This is a genomic window from Flavobacterium potami (assembly GCF_020026915.1).
Taxonomy (GTDB): Bacteria; Bacteroidota; Bacteroidia; order Flavobacteriales; family Flavobacteriaceae; genus Flavobacterium; species Flavobacterium potami.
In genome coordinates this window covers 702,795-724,238 of the sequence record NZ_JAINUY010000001.1, presented here as the reverse complement: position 1 = coordinate 724,238, position 21,444 = coordinate 702,795, and the positions used below count along the sequence as shown (strand labels likewise).

Genomic DNA, 21,444 nt, shown 5'->3' with positions numbered 1-21,444 from the left:
TTTACCTTATGATATTAGCTGTCGTAATTTGATACACTTTACAAAGCTATCATATTGTCAATTTTATCATGTACAAAGTCGATCCATAAACTATTTTGAAAGCTATAGGAAATCTTGTGTTTCGATTTGTACTGCCCAAATTCCAGTCGAGTAATTGACAAACAAGAAGTTTAAAACGATAAATAAAAAAAGCGGAACTTTCCATTCCGCTTTACATTTCTTTTAGACTTAATTTCTAATCAGATTCCGTAGATTTTTATAATTAAAAACATCTTGTTTATTCTTTAATTATTCAATAGTAATCATTTCTTGGAAGAATATGGAACTCGAAAATCATAAACTCCAGAACCTGCCTTAATTACAATACCGTTTTCTTCGTTACCTATAATTTCAATTTCCTTAATTGCAGACAAAGGCTTCCCATTTTCTGATATACCATCTAATGATTTAGCAGGAATATGGATAAAAGCTGTAGCATTGGCCGGAATTTCAGTTTTTAAACTCAATGTGCCATTTTTTATTTCCCAGTGCGAAGAAAGTTTCCCATAAGGAGTTTTATAATCGGCAGAAACATTGGTTAAATCACCACCTATATGTGGATGAATACGTATTTTTTTATACCCAACTCCATCGCCTTCTATGTCCAAACCTGCTACAACTCTGTACATCCAGTCACCAATAGCACCATACGCATAATGATTGAAAGAATTCATATCAGCATTTTCAAAACTACCGTCTGGTTTAATACCATCCCAACGCTCCCAAATTGTTGTAGCACCCTTTGTAACGGGATACAACCAAGAAGGATATGTTTTTTGCAACAGCAATTCGAATGCTAAATCTGTATAATTATAACGGCTTAAAACATGGCAAAGATATGGTGTACCTAAAAAGCCCGTTGTTAAATGTGTATCATATCGTTTTATGTTGGCTACAAGTCTCTCAGCGGCTTGCTGACGAAGTTTTTCAGGCAGCATGTCAAACTGTAATGCCAACACATAAGAGGTTTGAGTATCTGATACAGTAGCACCATTTGGAGTGATATATTCATTTAAAAAGGCATTTTTAATTTCACCAAGCAAAATTTTATATTCTGCTACGTCATTCGTTTTTCCTAGTATTTCTGCTGTATTTATCAGTAATTGTACCGAATGAGCATAAAAACATTGTGCTATAAGGTATTTGTTTGTTATAGCAGAATCTCCAAAAAGATCGTCTTGAACATTATAAAATAACCAATCGCCAAATTGTCTGCCTTGGGTCCAAAGATTATTTTTGCTCTGTGACTTGATATAATTTACCCAGTTTTTCATGCTTGTATATTGCGTTTCAAGGATACGTTTGTCGCCATAAGCCAAATACATATCCCAAGGAATTATAGTTGCTGCATCTCCCCAGCCACTGCTTCCTCTTTCAAAATCAGCCAAAACATTTGGAACTACGTGCGTAACACTACCATCTGGAAACTGGTCAGCTTCAAGATCTTTCATCCATTTAACAAAGAAATTATTAACTCCTCTTAAAAAAGAAGCCGTACGAAAAAAGACCTGGGCATCTCCAACCCAACCAAGACGTTCATCACGTTGCGGGCAATCGGTTGGCACATCTACAAAATTACCACGAAGCCCCCACTCTATATTATGCTGCAATTGATTTACAAGTTCATTATTGGTAGTAAAACTTCCTGTTTTTTCCATGTTGGAATACAATGCACAAGCCTCAAAATCTTCTGGTTTAAGTTCCCCTGGATATCCTTCGATTTTGACATAACGAAAGCCGTGCCATGTAAAATGTGGTTCAAAAGTTTCCTGATTTCCTCCTTTTAAAATATAAATATCCTGTGCTTTTGCAATTCGCAGGTTTTCTGTATAAAAATTACCATCTTTATCTAACACTTCTGCATGCGATACCGTTATTTTTTGTCCCGCTTCACCTTTTACCTTAAGTGTTACCCATCCAACAAGATTCTGACCAAAATCTAATACTTGCTCTCCTTTAGGAGTCTTAAAGATTTTCTGTGGAATAAATTTCTCATGTCTGGTAACAGACTCATTGTAAGTTCCTATTAATATATTTTTAGGAAAAGACTGCTTTACAACTCCAGACCATTCTTTATCATTATAACCCGGCATCGCATAACCGTTTTTTTCCAAACGGGCATCTATAACTTCGCCTTCGTATATGTTTGAACTGCGCACGGCACCCGTTGACGATTTCCAAGTGTTGTCTGAGTTGATAATTTCGGTACTGCCATCTGTATAGGTAATATGCAACTGAAACAACAAGCTTATATCACTCCCATAAATGTCCTTGAAATTTCCGAGCGAAAAATAACCACGATACCATCCACTGCCAAGCATTACGCCTATAGCATTAGTTCCTGTATTAAACATATTGGTAACATCATATACCTGATATTGAAGACGTTTTTTATAACTTGTCCATCCTGGGGTAAAATATTTATCGCCAATTTTTTTTCCATTTATTTGCGCTTCATAAAGTCCATGTGCAGTAATATACGCTGTTGCCGATTTTACTTTTTTACCAATAACAAATTCTTTCCTTAACAAAGGCGAAGCACGCTGGCTGTCTTCTTCATAACCGGGAGATATCCATTGGGCTACCCAGTCTGTTTCTTTTAATAAGCCCATCTGCCAGTAAGAAGTACCGCTCCAAGCTGAGATTTTACCTTTATTATCCCATACTCTTACTTGCCAATAATATCGTTTTCCCGCTTCCAAAGACTTACCTCCATAAGGAATGTGCACCGATTGATCAGATAGCACTTTACCAGTTGTCCACACTAAATTTTTACTGAATCCTGTCTCACTTTCTGCAACTTTTATTTCGTAAGCAACTTGCATCGTATTGCGTTGTTTGGCTACTAATTGCCAACTAAAATTTGGCTTTAGATTATCAATACCTAATGGATTTGTAAGTCCCTCTGTTGTTAGATTGGTTACTTGTGTCTGTGCTTTTACCGCAATTATTTGTAAAAACAGGAAAAGAAAAATTATTTTTTTCATCGTAGAGATTGATTTGATTTTATTCTAAAATTATGTTTGCTTATTCAGAATATCACTTACATAAAGTCGGAATTATGTATGTCGTCTGATACAAAATAAAAGAAGATAGGCTTTACCTGTATTTACATATTGTGTTATTTTTCAACGAATCATCTCAAAAATCACTTTATAACAATAAAAAACACAAGGTTTGTACAACAACTTATAAATACGGCATTTTGGTAATGGAATACTAACCGGACTATCTATAATTTAAAAAGCGGTACATTTTGAATACACATTAAGAAAGTACTTTTGACTCCAAAACCCTACATAAACAACAATCTTAATACGTTACAAAATGAACACACCCATAAGACACGACTGGACCAAAGAAGAAATTCAGTCCATTTATGATAAGCCTTTACTAGAATTGGTTTATGAGGCCGCGACTGTCCATCGTGATTGGCATAAATCTTCAGAAATACAAGTCTGCACTTTGCTTTCTGTAAAAACGGGTGGTTGTCCAGAAGATTGCTCTTACTGCGGACAAGCAGCCCGTTACCATACCGACATTAAAGTTCAGGCACTTCTACCGACAGAAAAAGTAATTGAACATGCCCAAAAAGCAAAAGAAAATGGATCTTCACGTTTTTGTATGGCGGCTGCTTGGCGAGAAGTTCGAAACAATAAGGATTTTGACCGCGTTATAGAAATGGTAAAAGGTGTTAACAACCTCGGACTAGAAGTTTGCTGTACATTAGGAATGCTGACAGAAGAACAAGCATTACGCCTACAGGAAGCAGGTTTATATGCTTATAATCATAATTTAGATACTTCAGAAAGTTACTATGATGAGATCATAAGCACACGTAAATTTGATCAGCGTATTGAAACCATTAATAATGTGAGAAAGGCAGGAATTACAGTTTGCTCTGGTGGCATTATTGGCTTGGGAGAATCTGCCATAGATCGTGTTTCTATGCTGTTCACCTTAGCTACAATGCCTGTTCATCCTGAATCTGTTCCTGTAAATGCGCTGGCAAGAGTAAAAGGTACTCCATTAGAAAACAATCCAAAAGTACCTCTTTGGGATATGGTCAGAATGATTGCAACAGCCCGTATAGTTATGCCTGCATCCATTGTTCGTCTTAGTGCCGGACGAATTGAAATGACAGAAGAAGAACAAGCTTGGTGCTTTATGGCAGGTGCCAATTCTATTTTTACAGGAGAACGCGAAACCTTACTAGTAACTCCAAATCCAGGAATATCAGAAGACATGCAAATGTTTCAAAATCTTGGATTGAAGCCTTTGACGAAGAAAAGTAAAAGTGCTTGTACCAAAATCTAAATAAAAAAAAGCCTTAAACAATAAAAAACTGTTTAAGGCTTTCACAAAAGAAACAAAGAGCTTTTACACTTTCTTCATCATCAAATCTTCTATTTTAGAATTAGAAATATTCGGATTTGCCCCTGGTGCTTCAGCAACTAAAGCTCCGACTGCGCAGGCAAAATCTATTGCTTTTTGAGGTTCGTTTTCATTTAATAATGAAGTAATCAACGCCGCTAAAAAAGAATCTCCCGCCCCCACGGTATCTGCAACTTTAACTGGATATCCTTCATTTTCATAAATTTGACCTTTCCAAAGCAATAATGCACCGTGTTTTCCTTTGGTCACACACATGGCTTCTGCCTTTGTTTTTTCAAGAATAAAATACATGTTTTCTTCCAGAGTATCAAAAGGAGAATTCAGGGCAGATGCAATTTCCAGCAATTCTTCATCATTAAATTTGATAAAATTGGCCGATTGCATTAATTGGTTTAGAATTTCATACGAATAATGCGGTTTTCTCAAATTGACATCAAAAACTTTGTAAACATTGATTTTTAGCAATTCTTCTAAGGCATTTCTAGAAATAACATCTCGACAAACCAAGCTTCCATAAATCAATACATCGACTTCTTCAACCGTTTTTCTTGCCGAATCATTCAAAACAATTTTATCCCAAGCTGAAGGATAATTGATTTCATAACTAGCAGAACCACGTTCGTTTAAAGTAACATTGACTAGTCCTGTCGGAAAATCTTCTGCAACAACTATTGTATCTGTTTCAAGTCCCAAACTTTTGACTTGATTGATTATTGCTTTTCCATCTTCATCATTTCCAACACAACTAATCATCGCCACTTCGCAACCTAATGTTTTCATTCGCAAAGCCACATTTAACGGTGCGCCGCCAATCTTTTTCTCATTCTCAAAAACATCCCAAAGCACCTCTCCATAAGCTGCCGCCTTAAGGCTTTTTCCGTTCTTCATTCTAAAATTATTTAATATTATTTATTCGGATTGTAATTCCGTTACTGATTAATAACCAGGATTTTGTTTGTAAAGTCCCTGACTGAAATTAATTTGTTTTAAAGGAATTGGACAATATTCTTCTTTCTGTGCATCAAACGAAGCGTCTTGATAATACGTACGTTTTGTTTTTTCGCCAGCGTAAAAAGTATTCAAAACCTGATCGGTAACGCCCCAACGAACCAAATCAAAGAAACGGCTTCCTTCCATCGCCAATTCTAATCTTCGTTCCCAACGCATTGCTTTACGGGCAAAATCTTGTGTCCAATTGCAATTTACACCATCAACATAAGTTTGAATATTAAAGTTGGTTGCATAAGGTAATCTTCCTGTACTTTGAGCTGCTCTCTGGCGGATTTCGTTAATTAGTGGTAAAGCTTCGGCTTGTCTTCCTGCTTCGATTAAAGCTTCGGCACGCATCAAAATCACATCTGAGTAACGAATCTGAATTCTGTTTTTTGAATTTCCGTAAAAAGGATCAATGTTTACAAAACAACTACAGCTTGGTGCCACGTTTTCTTTTAAAGAAGCAAAATAACCGTAAGTACCTGGAGAACGAACCCAAGATTCTACATACACATATTCTGGATCGTATTTATAAGGTAAACCAGGCATTGCAACCGTATGATACAATCTTGGATCTACCGTATTGGCATTTCTATTTTTATAATCAAAATCCTGATTGTTGTACGTATCAAACTGAGGCAGACCGTCTGCTCCTGTTTTAAAAGCATTTACTAAGTTTTGACTTGGTTTATGAAAATCACAACATCCTAAACCTTGTGGCGTTGAAAGCACATCTGAAAAATTTAATCTTCCATACAAAGTCCCGTCGTTATCCGAAAACTGAATTGAAAAGATGGATTCTGGACCATTTTCATAACTTCCAGGTAAAAAGTTATTGGCAAAATCAGGTTCCAAAGAAGCTTTTCCGATCACTTTATCTGTCGCCGCAATAACTTCCTGTATGTGCTGTTGATTGATTCCTGTTACTTTAAAATTATCATCTTGCGTATACGCCTGATACAAGCGTGTTTTGGCCAAATAAGCATAAGCTGCTTTTTGAGTTGCACGTCCAACTTGTGGTTGCGTTTCTGGTAAAGCATCGGCTGCAGCCTGAAAATCTTCTGCGATTTTATTCCAAAGTTCCTCGTTTGAAAGTGCTACGTTCGAAATGGTTTTGTATTCTTCAACCGGAATATCTTCTGTAATATAAGGTACATTTCTAAACATGATTTTTAGCATGAAATAAAAGTGTGCTCGTAAAAAACGCATTTCTGCAATACGTGTTTTCTTTAAAGGATAATCAGCTTCTGAAATTTGTTCTAAGGCTTTCAAAGCTTTATTGGCTCTTCCGACACCAACATAACTGATGTACCAAAAATTATCCAACTCCCCAAAATCAGGTCTGATGTTATTGGAAACTTCAAAAAAGTGAAAAACCTGAATATCGTTTGTACCACTTCCGCCTTTGTATGCATCATCTGAACGAACGTTTCCGAAAGGCCACAAACTATATGGCGAATCGTAATGATCGTTTCCTAACTGAGCATAAGCAGCATTCATAAAACCTTCAATATTTTGTGGTGTTACAATATCATCTTCTGATAAAACGCCTCGCGGATTATTTTCTAAAAAATCGGAACAGGAAGCGAATAAAGCCATCGCTAAAATTCCTGCTGTATATAGTATTTTTTTCATTTTTTGAATCTTTTGTTATAATGTAAAATTAAGACCAGCAGTAAAGGTGGTTGGCTGCGGATATCCAAATCCTGCGTTCTCCGGATCAACTCCTGTAAAGTTCTTAGAATCCAGAATCAATAAATTTTGTCCGCTGATATACAATCTGAAACTTTCCATGTTTATTTTCTTCAGGAAATCTTTTGGAAGATTATATCCTAATTGCAAAACTCTTAATTTCAGATAACTTCCGTTTTCTACATAATAAGTTGAAAATCTGTTTTCTGCATTTCTATCTACCGTTGTTAAAGCCGGAATTGTAGAATTTGGATTGTCTACAGACCAAGCGTTTAGCAAACGAGTTCCTTTATTAGATCCCACATCATCTACACTCCAGAAATCTGTTTGGTATTTGGTGTTGTTAATAACATCCACATTTCCGGTTCCTTCCCAAAAAGTGGTAAAATCGAAGTTTTTATAAGATAGATTCAAATTGATACCGTACTGAAATCCTGGGTTTGGATTTCCGATCCAAGTTCTGTCTTTATCTGTAATTTCACCATCACCATTAAGATCCACGTAACGAATTCTTCCTAAACCTTTTCCTTCCTGAATTGGCGAATTATTTACCTGATCTTGAGTCGTGAACAATCCGTCTGTAACATATCCGTACATCGAATTAATTGGTCTTCCTAAAATATTATCGTTTAATCCGTCTCCGCCATAATTGTTTTTTACTTCGTCAGGCAATTGTGTAATTTTGTTTTTATTGGCTGAAATATTGGCTGAAATATCATATTTTAATCCAAAAGAAGTTTCATCCTGATACCCTAAAGAAAACTCCCAACCTTTATTTTCCATAGAAGCACCATTTACCCAACGATTTCCACCTTCTCCAATTACTCCTAAGTAGGCTGGCAGAACCAAAATATCATCTGTTTTTTTGATGTAATAATCAATCGATCCGCTTAATTTTTGTTTGAAGAATCCGAAATCTAAACCAACGTTGGTTTGCGTTGTTGTTTCCCATTTCAAATCATCATTTCCAGATTGTGTGGCGATGAATCCTGAAGGAAGCAAGCCATTTCCGTTTCCAGCAATATCATAAGCCGTTCCGTAAGAAGTTGCCCAAGTCGGACTTCCACCTGCGTAAGTTGCCAAGTAAAGTGAATAAACCGCAGTATTACTGATTTCCTGATTTCCTGTTTGCCCCCAACCTGCTCTCAATTTCAAATCGGAAATAGCGGTAATTTTATCTTTTATAAAACTTTCATTGCTGATTCTCCATCCTGCAGAAACCGCTGGAAAAGTACCAAACTGATTGTTTTTACCAAATCGAGAAGAACCGTCACGACGAATTGTTGCCGAAAGTAAATAACGGTTATCAAATTCATAATCTGCTTTTCCAAAATACGAAAGCAAAGAATAAACCGTCGAAGTTCCACTTGTAAACGATTCTCCTGTTCCTGCATCTGGATACATATAGTCTGGCGTTTCGATCAAAAAGTCATTTTTACGTAATGTTGTAGTATCATAAGTGTCTTTGTACATTTCTGTTCCAGCCATCAAATTCAAATTGCTTTTTCCGAAATTAAGACTGTAAATCGCAGTGTTTGTCCAAGTCCATCTATCGCTTACTGATTGATCAATTGTTACAGAAGTCTGATCGTTTTGTAGATATCCTGATTTATAACTTCTTTGTAGCGTACGTTTTTTGTAATAGCCGTAATCAATACCGAAACTACTTTTGATGTGAAGATTTTTAATGATTTCTAAATCGGCATAAACATTTCCAAAAAGACGTAGATAATCGTATTTGTTGTCTTTATTATATTCTAAAAGACGAACTGGGTTTTGTCTGTCGTTCATTCCACCAACCGGTCCTCCCCAGCCTATTCCGTCTACGGTATGAATTGGAATAATTGGCAATGCACGAAGCGCAGGATCTAAAACGCCTGGATCTGTAACTTCATTTGTTCTGTTTAAAGTGAAGTTTTCACCGATTACTAATTTCCCATCAAAATATTTATAAGAACCATTCATTCTGGCAGAAATTCTCTCAAAATCGGTAGTTTTTACCACACCTTCATTTCCATAATATCCTAAAGAGAAAACATAACTTCCTTTGTCTGAAGCATTAGAAACCGATAAATCATACGAATTAGCAACTCCCGTTTGAGAAACCGCATCGTACCAATTGGTATCTGCTGATTTTAATGTTTGTTCTGCATCCAAATATTCTGGAATTATAATTCTGTTTAACTGCGCTTTACCATTAACTGTGTTCCAGTCGAACTGATAACGAACATTATTACTGTTTGGATCTAAACCATCATTAATATTTGCCTGCCATAAAGCTTGCCCAAACTGATTGGCATTCATGACATCCAATTTATTGGAATAACTCGATAGCGAAGTATAAGTGCTGAAATTAATTCGCATTTTACCTTCTTTTCCTTTTTTAGTTGTTACGATAATTACTCCATTTGAAGCTCTAGAACCGTAAATACTCGCAGACGAAGCATCTTTTAAAACCTGAATCGATTCGATATCATTTGGGTTTAATTCGTGTAAACCTGATTTTGTCGGCATTCCGTCGATTACGTAAAGCGGATCGGTATTGTTTAAAGTTCCAACACCACGAATTACCACTTTTGTATTGGCTCCACTTGGAGAACCATCAGAAGAAACTTTTACACCGGCAATTCTTCCCTGCAAAGCCTTAATTGGATTTGGTTCCGGTTGTTTCATGACTTCCTTCATGCTCACAACAGCAACAGCTCCCGTAATATCTGTTTTCTTTTGTTTAGAATATCCGGTAACAACCACTTCATTCAACTGATTGTTGTCTACTTTCAAAGTAATGTTTAATGTCTTTTGTCCGTTTAACGGAATAGATTGAGCTGCATATCCAATAAAAGAAACTACAATTGTAGCGTTTGAATCAATATTTGAGAAGGAAAAATTTCCATCAAAATCGGTTGCTGTACTGTTGTTCGTTCCTGAAACAGTTACAGTCGCGCCAGGAAGAGGCATTCCGTCATCAGACGAAATTACCGTTCCTTTAATTCCGTTTTCCTGTGCCGTTAGTATAAACATCGGAAAAAAGAAAAATAGAAAATAAATAATCTTACTTTTCATAAATTACTGGTTTTGGTTTATATTTAATTGGTTAATTAAAAGGTTAGTAAGTTCAAATCCTCCATTTGAAGAAGCCGAAATGGAGTTAAATGGCTGGTTTAGGAAAAAGATTTCGGTCATAACTTTTTCGCCATTGTTGTAAAATATTTCAATTGAAGTTTTGTCAAGAACCACTTTAAAAGTCGCTTCTTTCTGATTCTGATCTAATTTGGCTTTATGAACAATTGAAGCAAATTTGTCTGAGAAATCTATTTTCCCTGCTTTCGAACGATCGACAAATAGATAGTTTTCTGAGTTATTCAATCCAAAAGTTAAAGACTCTCCTAATTTGTTTGAAAGCGTAAAAGTGTAGGTTTCCTGTTTTAAGTTTTTTAAATCAAAACTGATTACCACTTGTCTTAAATCTATTTTTCCTGATTCAAAAAGTGGTGTTTTGCCTTTTACTTTCAGGGTTTTCTTTTCAATAGATTTAGCAATATATTTATCCAGTTCTTTTACCGGATTACTAATCAAACTGTATTCATTTCCTTTTTTGATTAGCTTCATTTCGCGTGGCGTTGTCATGCTGCTTCTCCATTGATTTGTTGGAACGCTTCCTCCGTAATCCAAACTTACCATCCATCCAATAAACAAACGTCTTCCATCTGAAGTCGGAATATTATTCCACGTTACACCTGCATAATTATCTTTTCCGTAGTCAATCCAAACCGCTTTTTCTCTTTTTATTCTTTGTTCGAAATTGGCATCTACAACAAAATTGGTTCCGTCAAAATCTCCCACATAATATTGAGTTCCAGATCCGCCGTTTGCTGCGCCTTGTCCTAAACTTTGCAGTAAAACCCATTTCTTTTCATTGGTTCCTTCTACTTTAATTTGGAAGAAATCTGGGCATTCCCAAACGCTTTCGTGTGCACCTAAATCTTTACCGAAATCAGATAAAAATTTCCAAGTTTTTAAATCTTTAGAACCGTAAAAATGATCTCTATCTGAGGCCGCCACAACCATTATCCATTCTTTATGAACATCATCCCAAGAGACTTTTGGATCTCGGAAATCTCTGATTCCAGGATTTTTTACGACTGGATTTCCTTCATCAAACTTTTTATACGTAAATCCGCCATCTGTAGAATACGCGATATCTTGTTGTTCTGTATCGAGTTTATTTTCTTTGCCTTTTTCCATATTGTGCAACGTATAAATGGCAACAATTGGCGCTTTTCCGTTACTACCAAAACCTGAAGTATTTTGCGTATCGACAACGGCACTTCCAGAGAAAATATATTTTTCATTATCAGGATAAATCGCAATGGGCTGTTCTTCCCACTTGATCATGTCTTTACTTATGGCGTGCCCCCAATGCATGGGACCCCAAACATTCTTTTCTGGATAATGCTGAAAATATAAATGGTAATAACCGTCGGCATAAAACATTCCGTTCGGGTCATTCATCCAGCCTTTTTTTGGTGTAAAATGAAAATTCGGACGATACAATTCTGCTTCTTTAGCAACTGTAGTTTCAACTGATTTAGTTTGTGCTATGACAGCAGAAAATTCGAAGCTTGTTATAAAAAATACTGCAGCAGTATAAACAACAAGCGATTGTAAATGGTTTAGTTTCATTTGATTTTTATTGGTTGATAATTAGAAGTTTTTTTATTTCAGAAAAAAGCATAAAAGGTCGGAAAGCGTAACACTTTCTAGTGGTTATTGCGACTGATTTATGATTTTCTAACGAAAGGAAAATAATTTAGATGCTTCTTTTAACTCTTTTTCAAAACATCTAGTTTTTGAATTAATACATTATTAATTTCCATTTTTTCTTTAGAAGAAACCGAAAGCGCTGTAAATGGTTTTTCTAAGAAAAAGATTTCCGTCATTACTTTTTCTCCATTATTATAAAATATTTCGATAGAAGTTTTATCCAGAATAATTTTGAAAACAGCTTCTTTCTGATTTCCATCTAAAAAAGCTTTGCTAGTTGTTGCTGCAAATTTATCCGAGAAATCATTTTTTCCGGCTTTAGAACGATCCACAAATAAGTAATTTTCTTTGTTGTTTAGTCCGAATTTCAAAGATTCTCCATCTGAATTGGAAAGCTCAAAAGTGTAATTTTCCTGTTTTAAATTTTTAAATTCTAAACTTACAATGGCTTGTGTTAAATCTACTTTTTCATTTTCGACTAAAGTATAATTCTCTTTTCCTTTTAAAGTTTTTGTTCTGTTCGTTTCTGTAATATAATAATCCAATTCTCTAACCGGATTACTTATTAAATTGTAATAATTTCCTTTTTTCACCAACTTCAATTCGCGGGCAATTGTGGTACTGCTTCGCCATGAATTGGTTGGAACTTGCTGTGCATATTCCCAATTCGACATCCATCCGATAAACAATCTTCTTCCGTCTGCACTTGGAACATTATTCCATGTTACGCCTGCATAATTGTCTTTTCCATAATCTGCCCAAACAGCTTTTTCTTTATCGACTCTTTTAGCAAAATCAGGATCGAGTTTGAATGTTTTTCCATCAAAATCTCCCACAAAATATTGCACACCAGAACCTCCGTTTGGTCCGCCCGGATTTAGGTTTTGAATTAAAATCCATTTGGTTTCTTTTGTTCCTTCAACCTTTATTGGAAAGAAATCTGGGCATTCCCAAACGCCTCCGTGAGCGCCAATATCTTTTCCAAACTCAGATAAAAATTCCCAGTTTTTAAGATTAGCAGATTTATAGAACTGCGCGCGGTCCTGCGCTGCCAAAACCATAATCCATTGTTTGTGCGTTTCATCCCAAGTTACTTTTGGATCACGAAAATCACGAATTCCAGGATTTTTCACGACAGGATTTCCTTCCTCAAATTTCTGCCATGTAAAACCATTATCATTAGAATAAGCAATATCTTGTCGTTCAACATCTATTTTGCCTTCTCTTTCTTTTGTCATATCATGCAAGGTGTAAATGGCAATAATCGGAGCATTGTTCCCGATTTGCAGACCAGAGGTATTATTGACATCCACCACAGCGCTTCCAGAAAAGATATATTTGTCTTTATCAGGATAAATCGCGATCGGTTGTTCATCCCATTTTATCAAATCTCTGCTGGTAGCATGCCCCCAGTGCATTGGTCCCCAAACACTTTTATCTGGATAATATTGGTAAAACAAATGATAATATCCGTTGGCATAAAACATTCCGTTTGGATCATTCATCCAACCTTTTTTTGGTGTAAAATGAAAATTTGGACGATACATTTTTTCTTCAATTGCAGTCGAAAGTAAAACCTTTGTCTGCGCCGATGCTGAAAATGGTTTACAGCCAGCAATCGACAATACTAAAGCACTATAAAGAGCGAACGACATTTTCGTTGATTTCATTTTTTCTGATATTTTTTTTAGTTAATGTTTCACTTAATACTTCCAGAGAAATTCCTTTGGTTTCTGGCATTAGAAAAATTACGAATAATAATTGCAAAACCATCATCAAAGTGAAAATCAGGAATACGACTTCTGGTCCAATTTCCGAAAACAACATTGGAATCAAAGACGGAATAATCGCCGCTAAAACCCAATGCACAGAACTTCCAAATGCTTGTCCCGATGCGCGAATGTGATTTGGAAAAATTTCTGAAATGAAAACCCAAATTACGGCACCTTGACCAATAGCGTGAGAAGCAATAAACAAGAAAAGGAAAATAGGAACCGAAAGTCCGCCCCAATTGTAATAAAAAGCAGCCGAAACTAAACCAAGCGAAATAATATATCCAACTGAGCCAATGTACATTAACAACTTTCTTCCTAATTTGTCAATTAATGCCACACCGATTAAGGTGAAAATAAGATTTGTAACTCCAATTCCGATACTGCTTAATAAGGCTGTATTTTGTCCTAAACCTGCTTCTTCAAAAATTCTTGGCGCGTAATAAAGAAACGCATTAATTCCTGAAAACTGATTAAAAAAGGCAATTAAAAAAGCTAGGATTAAAGGAAAACGGTATTTTTTCATAAAGATATTTTCGTGTTTCACCACGCCATTTTCACGAGAATCATCCATTAAGTCATTAACATCAGCTGATGGATCAATTTTGGCTAAAACTTTGCGTGCTTCTTCGTCACGGTTTTTAGACAACAACCAACGTGGACTTTCTGGAATACCCAAAATGAAAAGTATATAAATAAAAGACGGAATTGCCTGAACGCCAATCATCCATCTCCAGGCATTTTCTCCAATATCTTTTAAAAAGTAGTTTGAAATAAAAGCAATTAAAATACCCAATACAATATTAAACTGATATAAAGCGACCAATCTTCCGCGTTTATCTGCTGGAGCAATTTCAGAGACATAAGCCGGCGCAGCAATTGTTGAAGCACCAACTCCCAAACCACCTATAAATCTAAAAGCGGCAAATACAAAAGGATCATTTGCGAAAGCGGCTCCAATTGCAGAAACAAAATATAAGATACCAATCCAGAACAATGTTTTTTTACGTCCTAATTTATTGGTTGGAATTCCTCCAAAAATAGCTCCAACAACAGTTCCCCATAAAGCCATTGCCATAACAACAGAACCATGAAAAGCATCAGAAGAATGCCAAAGAAGCTGTAATTGTTTATCAGCTCCAGAAATAACTACGGTATCAAAACCGAAAAGAAAACCTGCCAGTGCAGCAGTAATAGACCAAATCAATATCTTATTCATTGTACATGTATTAAAACTTGTTGCTAAGATATCTGCAAAAAAATCAACTTATTTTTAATGATGTTACAATTTATTTAGAGAAATATTAAAACATTGATATTTTTAACTCAAAACCTTTATTTACAACGTTTTACGTAGTCAAAATTTTATTTACGAAAACCTTGTAGTTTCAATTGTGTTACATAAGTTTCAAAATTGATACATAAAATGAAACCTATTCAAAGTATTTTTAGTTGGATGCTTTGTATTCTTTTGGTGAAATTCCAAATTTATTCTTAAATGCAGTCGAAAAATAGTTCGGAGAAGAGAATCCAAGTGAGTATGCAATCTCAGAAATATTCATCTCGTTTGACTTTAAAAGCTCTGCTGCCTTTTCTAATTTGACATTATTAATATGATCGCTGATGTTGATTCCGATAATGGCTTTTACTTTTCTGTATAATTGTACTCTAGAAACACCCAATTTATCGGCCAATTCTTCTACCGAGAATTTTGGATTTTCGACATTCAACACAATAATACTGTTCATTTTGGTAATGAAATTCTGTTCCTGATTTCCGAATTTAGATTCTGGCTCTACACGATAAATGTTATTGGTGTAATAATAACGTAGTTTTTCACGATTGAAAAGTAAGCTCGAAATAGATTGTCTTAAAATCGAAAGACTAAAAGGTTTTGTCAAATATTGGTCTACACCACTTTGCAATCCTTTTAAAACCGATTCTTTATTGCTTTGCGCCGTTAAAATTATAATTGGGATATGAGACGAACGTAAGTCTTTCTTTAATTCTTTGCTGATTTCATAACCGTCTTTATCCACTAGATTGATGTCACAAATAATAATATCGGGAATAATTTCTAAGGCTTTTTCAATTGCATCACTTCCATCAGAAATATTCACAATATATTCGTTTGATAATTTGGCTTTTAAGAACGTTACCAAATCGCTATTGTCTTCTATAATTAATAGAGAATGCTTTTCTGAATCTGCCACTGTATGCAGCTCATTCAATTCTGATTCGAGATCTATAGTATCAGTTACAAAACTTTGAATATTATTTAGATTTTCTCCTTTTTGAACGATTTCCGAATGTCCCAAATGCTCATTCCCTTTCAATAATGTAAGAACAAATTCGGTTCCTTGTTTCGATTTTAATTCGATATTTCCCTTGTGTAAAAGCACAAATTCTTTTGATAAATGCAGACCAATTCCCGAACTGTTTTTATTGTTATTGGATGCTTTAAAAAACGGACTAAAAACATTAGATTGTTCATTTTCAGGAATTCCGATACCAGAATCCTTGAAATGAATTTTTACTGTATTGTCCAAAGATTCTATGATTGAAATCGTAATTTTTCCGTTGTCTGGTGTAAATTTGAAAGCGTTGGATAATAGGTTGAAATACACTTTATCCATTAAACTTCGATCAATAAAAAGTTCCAGATTTTTATTTTTTGAAATCAATTGAAAATCGATGTTTCGGCGAGCGGCTTCTCCTTTAAAATTAGCCATAACATCATTCGTAAAATCATAAATCTTAGTATTGGAAGCTCTTAAAGTAAATTTTTGTTCTTCAATTTTTCTAAAATCTAATAATTGATTGATCAATCTTAACAAACGATTGGAGTTTTTATGGATTAATTTTACTTCATCAATTAGCGTCGTTCCTTTGATTTTTTCATTTTCTATTAAAGATTCCACATAACTCATTATCAAAGTTATTGGCGTTTTAAATTCATGCGAAAGCCCGGTGAAAAAGCCCAATTTTGCTTCGTTACTTTTTGCCGCCAGCGAAGCCATTTCCTGAATTTCATTATTCTGATCAATAACCGTTTGATTGATTCTTTCTAATTGTTTCTTTTTTCTAGAAATAGAAATCGTCGAATAAATACTGTAAATCGTTAAACTCAAGATGATTACAAGAAAAAAGCTCAACAAACGAACCAGATTATTCTGTGAAGCATATTCTTTTTCCTGCACTTTTATGGCACCTTGCTGTGATTCTATAACCAATTGCTGCTGATCGACTTTATCCATCTGATTTTCGATAATTTCAGCATTATTCTTATCTATAACAATTGTATTCAGAATGTTATTTTTGGAAACCGATTCTTTATTGTAAATTTTCAAAGCTAACTTTAAAGCTTCATTTCCTCCTGTTGGATATAAAATAGTTCCATCAAGAACACCGCTTTTTACCAATTCGATTCCGCCATTTACACTGTTTAAAGCGTCGACACCAATAAATTTGATTTTGTTTTCTAATCCTAATGTTTTGGCTGTTTCCCAAGCACTTAAAGCCATTCGGTCGTTGTGTGCAAAAATATATTCGATGTCAGGATTTTGCTGTAAAATTGCTTTTAGAGGAGATTTTACCGATTCTTTCTCCCAATCGCCCTGAATTGTTTTTACAATACTAAAATGCTTATTTTCATTTATAACCTGATTGAAACCTAATGTTCTTTCATAAGCAGGCGAAGATCCAGCAGCACCCGTAATTTCTACGATTTTCCCAGATCCTTTACTGTGAGAAATGATGTAACGAGCACCAATTCTGCCAATTTCAATATTATCGGCACCTAAATAAGCGGTATAATTCTCCCCCTCAATTTTTCGATCTACAACCAAAACCGGAATTCCCGCTTTGATTGATTTTTCTACCACAGCCGTTAACGGTTTAGATTGAATTGGCGATACAATTATAACATCTACCTTGTTAGAAATAAAGCGTTCTATATCTTCTATTTGCTTCGTTACATTATTGTTAGCATCTTTAATGGTTAAATCGACTTCTGGTCTTAAAGAAGCTTCAATTTTAATAGAACTGTTCATTTGTTTTCGCCAGTCGTCTGTAGTCATGGCCTGCGAAAAACCGACTTTAATTTTGTCTCCCTGTTTTTGTTTACAAGAAATTAAACTTAACGATACTGCAAAAAACAGTACAATATATTTTATAAATTGATACATGAAGTATGAGGTTTGGTAAATAGTAAGTTAAGAAAACAGCCTTCTGAACCAACAGTCTGTCGCTATAATTAGGAAGGATTATATCGGAATGACAAACAAGAAGGATGTTACAAAAAGTAAAAATAAACTTTTATTTTATTTGAAGAGAAATTGGAATAAATAAAATTCAAAATTTCGTAAAAAATGACAATTAATTAACGCAACAATGTTTCATTAATTATGATTTTTGATTTAAATTGCCCAAAAATTTAAAAGACGTAAAATGAATAGACGTAGATTTCTTAAAGGCTCTACCTTACTAAGCGGATTGGCCGTAATGAGTCCGACAGTCATTTTTTCAAATGATTTGGAATCCATTTCAAAGAAAAGCAAAAAAGCCAAAAATATAATTTTCATGATTTCTGATGGAATGAGCACGGGAACACTCCAAATGGCAAACTTATACGCACAAAACATCTTAAATAAAAATGGCAATTGGATGAATTTGTATGCCGAAAATAAAGTTTCAAGAGCCCTTATGGATACAGCATCTGCAAGTTCGGCTGTTACAGATTCTGCTGCTGCAAGTTCATCTTTCGGTGGTGGTCATCGTGTCAAAAATGGTGTTTTGAATGTGGGTGCAAATGGGGAAAAATACCTTCCGATCTGGCAAAAATTTAAAAATGCAGGAAAAAAAGCCGGCTGTGTTACAACGGTTACCATTACACATGCAACTCCAGCAGGTTTTTGTGTCAACTCTGACAGCAGAAACGCCGAAAATGAGATCGCTGAAATGTACGCTCAATTGGGAATGGATGTTTTAATGGGCGGAGGAGACGAATTCTTTAATCCATCAAAAAGAAAAGACAAAAAAGACGTTTATAAAAGCTACGAGGAAAAAGGGTATCAGATTTTAAAGGACAAATCAGGGCTTGGGAATTTGAAAAAGAATACTAAAACTTTAGGTGTCTTTTCTACTGGAGCATTGCCATATTCAATTGACAGAGCTAATATTCCAGATTTGCAGCATACACCAACACTTGCTGAAATGAGTAAAGCCGCTATTGACCAGATGAAAGATCATAAAGACGGTTTTGTACTTCTGATTGAAGGAGGAAAAGTAGACTGGGCAGCCCATGCGAATGATATTGCTGCTTTAATACACGATCAGCTGGCATTTGATGAAGCAGTTAAAACCGCTATTGATTTTGCAGAAAACGATAAAGAAACACTGGTTATCATTACTACAGATCATGGTAATGCGAATCCAGGACTTATTTACGGCTCAGAAGCAACTAAAAATTTTAACAGCATTGCCGATTACAAATACACGAATGAATATATCTTAAATTCTATTCATAGCGATTTCAATCTGCAACAGATAAAAGACTGGATTTATCAAACCAACAAAATAAGTTTAAGCGATCAGGAAGCTCAACATTTACTTGATTTTTATTCTGGTTTAGAAAAATCTGAGGATGGATTATATAATTACAAAAAACTACCATTCAAAGCTTATTCTGAAATACAGAAAAAACACAATAATGTGGGATGGATCAGCATGGATCATTCGGGAGATTATGTTGAATTGGCAGCATTTGGTCCTGGAAGTGAACTTCTAAAACCTTTTGTAAAAAATACAGATATGCATTATTTAATGCTGGAAGCTGCAATGGCTGTTTAAAAAATCTCAACATTTTATTTCATAAAAAAAGAGTTTAAAAAATCATTTTTAAACTCTTTTTCTATTTAGATTTTGTTTCAAAAAATGGTATTATCGTCTTCAGGTTTAAAGCTTCCATCATCCGGATATTTGATACTTCCTTTTATTTCTTCAACACGTTTTGGATCGAATTTAGGTAATTGCAATTCGTTATTTTCTTTCCATTTTTTAACTGTTTCTGAAACCTCAGCAGATTTTTCGCTTGACGGAGGCGTATCTCTTGCTACATAAAGTGTTTGAGACGGATATGCGAGAGAAGTACCGCTTTTTTCTATAATATCCATCATTCTTAATAATAAATCTTCTTGGACTTCCTGAGAATTTTCAAAACTTGATCCTTCAATATAGGCTGTAATTTCAACTTTAAAAGCATCATTTGTAATACCTGTAAAACGCACCACTGGAGAAGAATTTAGTACAGAAGGATGAGCGTACAACAAAGTTCTAAGTTCTACCAACAGATAACGCATCTGATCGGGAGTGGTTTCCATTCTAAAGTTAAAAATCGGATTAAAGATAAAACGGTCACGATGCGCAAAATTTTCTATTTTACTGGCAGATAATTGTCCGTTTGGAATCGTTACAATGGTACGCGCAGCGGTTCGAAGCATAGTAGAACGCATTCCGATTGACTCTACTGTTCCTTTAATGTCATCCACTCTGCAATAATCGCCTACTCGTAAAGGCTGATCGGCAATAAGGCTCACACTTCCCACAAAATTTTCTATGGTTTTTTGTGCTCCCAATGCTAAAGCAATACCTCCAATACCCAGCGCTGCCAGTCCGGCTGTTACATCGACACCGATTATTCCGAGAATGGCAATAATTCCGATAAAAACAATGGCAACTTTTGTGGTTCTGCTTAAAAACAAAATAGCAGAAACGGCAGAGATTCTTCCACGTCTGTTCATTCGGCTTCGGGTGAACATACTGACAAAATCGGTCATTCGCCAAAGCAGAATTAAAAATGCTACAATACTTATAGTAATGATAATGATACTAAAACGTTGACGCACAACAATGGAAATTCCCATTCGTTGTGTAAATGCAACAAACAGAATAACCGTTAGATACATTTGAACCGGTAATGTAAAAGCTTCTATTATTGCTTCACCTTTTTCGGTAGCTGCTTTTTTCCATATTTTCTGAAGCAGAAAAACAAGTGCAAAAATTAACAATCTGGAAAGCAGATAAGATAAACCAGTCATAACCACCACTACCAACCAATGTCCTATTGGAACATTCCACAGCTTTTTTTCTATTAAAATATTGGGTAAAACCCTGTCTAAAAAAGTTTTTTCTCCCCTAATATCAGCATCCATAATCGCTTCGACAGTTTCTGCAGAAAAAAGCCATAATGCAGGCTGACTATCGTCTTCCTGGTTTTCTACATACAAATGGATGGCTGTTTTGTTTGTGGAGATATTTCCAACAAGATCAACACCAGTTGCCAAATCATCGTCTACACGTCCGGTTTCTTTATTACTGATAATAGAAGATGGCGACAAATTACCGCCCTGATCTAATAATTGCTGAAACGTTTTTACTATTCTAATTCTTTCGGATGTTTTTCGGTACGAGCGCTTGCTTAATACCAAATATTGGCTGGCGCGAAGGTAATTTTGGTCACCAATTGCTTTGATAAATCCGTTAACCGTTCCTTGCGGTGTTCTTCTTCCCAGAGAATCTTCCGGAGTTTTTACGGGTTCTTCTGTAGTCGCTTTGGCCGAACCTAATAACTGGGCTTCTGCTGTATTTGATGTTATTAAGAACAACAGCAAAAGTACGATATAAGACAGTAAACGTTTAACACCTAAAATCATAGCTTTTTCTATTTTAGCAATTACATTACTAAAAATAAGAAATCTAAAAGAGAAATAAAACCTTTGAAAAATAAAAA

Annotated in this window: 11 protein-coding genes; 2 read left to right on the top strand and 9 right to left on the bottom strand. The window is 35.2% G+C overall.

What is annotated here, in order from left to right; genetic code table 11:
- Positions 1-302 precede the first annotated feature (302 nt).
- Positions 303-3,026, bottom strand: a complete 2,724-nt coding sequence (locus tag K6T82_RS03115; protein ID WP_223704553.1) for an alpha-L-rhamnosidase — start codon at positions 3,024-3,026, stop codon at positions 303-305.
- Between the two features lie 340 nt (positions 3,027-3,366).
- Between K6T82_RS03115 and bioB the strand changes: the two genes are divergently transcribed.
- The gene (bioB, locus tag K6T82_RS03110; RefSeq protein WP_223704552.1) at positions 3,367-4,356 is read left to right on the top strand and encodes a biotin synthase BioB; all 990 of its coding nucleotides are present in this window, start codon (positions 3,367-3,369) and stop codon (positions 4,354-4,356) included.
- A gap of 63 nt (positions 4,357-4,419) precedes the next feature.
- Here the strand turns inward: bioB and K6T82_RS03105 are convergent, their stop codons facing one another.
- The 7 genes from K6T82_RS03105 to K6T82_RS03075 form a co-directional block, all read right to left on the bottom strand.
- On the bottom strand, positions 4,420-5,322 hold the full coding sequence (locus K6T82_RS03105; protein ID WP_223704551.1) for a carbohydrate kinase family protein: 903 nt from the start codon (positions 5,320-5,322) through the stop codon (positions 4,420-4,422).
- Positions 5,323-5,370: 48 nt separating this feature from the next.
- The gene (locus tag K6T82_RS03100) at positions 5,371-7,062 is read right to left on the bottom strand and encodes a RagB/SusD family nutrient uptake outer membrane protein (RefSeq protein ID WP_223704550.1); all 1,692 of its coding nucleotides are present in this window, start codon (positions 7,060-7,062) and stop codon (positions 5,371-5,373) included.
- Between the two features lie 15 nt (positions 7,063-7,077).
- Positions 7,078-10,182: a SusC/RagA family TonB-linked outer membrane protein gene (locus K6T82_RS03095; protein WP_223704549.1), complete on the bottom strand. Its 3,105-nt coding sequence runs from the start codon at positions 10,180-10,182 to the stop codon at positions 7,078-7,080.
- Between the two features lie 3 nt (positions 10,183-10,185).
- Complete coding sequence (locus tag K6T82_RS03090) at positions 10,186-11,802, bottom strand: glycoside hydrolase family 32 protein (RefSeq protein WP_223704548.1); 1,617 nt, start codon at positions 11,800-11,802, stop codon at positions 10,186-10,188.
- Positions 11,803-11,942: 140 nt separating this feature from the next.
- Positions 11,943-13,553, bottom strand: coding sequence for a glycoside hydrolase family 32 protein (locus tag K6T82_RS03085; protein WP_223704547.1), 1,611 nt, complete (start codon positions 13,551-13,553; stop codon positions 11,943-11,945).
- On the bottom strand, positions 13,519-14,874 hold the full coding sequence (locus K6T82_RS03080; RefSeq protein WP_223704546.1) for a sugar porter family MFS transporter: 1,356 nt from the start codon (positions 14,872-14,874) through the stop codon (positions 13,519-13,521). Before K6T82_RS03080 ends, K6T82_RS03085 begins: the two co-directional genes overlap by 35 nt.
- Before the next feature lie 229 nt (positions 14,875-15,103).
- Positions 15,104-17,842 carry a substrate-binding domain-containing protein gene (locus K6T82_RS03075; protein ID WP_223704545.1) on the bottom strand — a complete coding sequence of 913 codons (2,739 nt, stop codon included), beginning with the start codon at positions 17,840-17,842 and terminating at the stop codon, positions 15,104-15,106.
- A gap of 262 nt (positions 17,843-18,104) precedes the next feature.
- On the opposite strand from K6T82_RS03075, the gene K6T82_RS03070 reads away from it, so the two are divergent.
- Positions 18,105-19,505: an alkaline phosphatase gene (locus K6T82_RS03070; protein ID WP_223704544.1), complete on the top strand. Its 1,401-nt coding sequence runs from the start codon at positions 18,105-18,107 to the stop codon at positions 19,503-19,505.
- A 77-nt stretch (positions 19,506-19,582) separates the two neighbouring features.
- Here the strand turns inward: K6T82_RS03070 and K6T82_RS03065 are convergent, their stop codons facing one another.
- Entirely contained in the window at positions 19,583-21,367 is a 1,785-nt protein-coding gene (locus tag K6T82_RS03065) for a mechanosensitive ion channel family protein (protein WP_223704543.1), read from the bottom strand.
- Positions 21,368-21,444: the final 77 nt, after the last annotated feature.

What these genes read in the sequence shown, in the direction of transcription:
- K6T82_RS03115 (WP_223704553.1), bottom strand. Translation starts at nt 3,026, where the DNA reads ATGAAAAAAATAATTTTTCTTTTCCTGTTTTTACAAATAATTGCGGTA.
- bioB (WP_223704552.1), top strand. Translation starts at nt 3,367, where the DNA reads ATGAACACACCCATAAGACACGACTGGACCAAAGAAGAAATTCAGTCC.
- K6T82_RS03105 (WP_223704551.1), bottom strand. Translation starts at nt 5,322, where the DNA reads ATGAAGAACGGAAAAAGCCTTAAGGCGGCAGCTTATGGAGAGGTGCTT.
- K6T82_RS03100 (WP_223704550.1), bottom strand. Translation starts at nt 7,062, where the DNA reads ATGAAAAAAATACTATATACAGCAGGAATTTTAGCGATGGCTTTATTC.
- K6T82_RS03095 (WP_223704549.1), bottom strand. Translation starts at nt 10,182, where the DNA reads ATGAAAAGTAAGATTATTTATTTTCTATTTTTCTTTTTTCCGATGTTT.
- K6T82_RS03090 (WP_223704548.1), bottom strand. Translation starts at nt 11,802, where the DNA reads ATGAAACTAAACCATTTACAATCGCTTGTTGTTTATACTGCTGCAGTA.
- K6T82_RS03085 (WP_223704547.1), bottom strand. Translation starts at nt 13,553, where the DNA reads ATGAAATCAACGAAAATGTCGTTCGCTCTTTATAGTGCTTTAGTATTG.
- K6T82_RS03080 (WP_223704546.1), bottom strand. Translation starts at nt 14,874, where the DNA reads ATGAATAAGATATTGATTTGGTCTATTACTGCTGCACTGGCAGGTTTT.
- K6T82_RS03075 (WP_223704545.1), bottom strand. Translation starts at nt 17,842, where the DNA reads ATGTATCAATTTATAAAATATATTGTACTGTTTTTTGCAGTATCGTTA.
- K6T82_RS03070 (WP_223704544.1), top strand. Translation starts at nt 18,105, where the DNA reads ATGAATAGACGTAGATTTCTTAAAGGCTCTACCTTACTAAGCGGATTG.
- K6T82_RS03065 (WP_223704543.1), bottom strand. Translation starts at nt 21,367, where the DNA reads ATGATTTTAGGTGTTAAACGTTTACTGTCTTATATCGTACTTTTGCTG.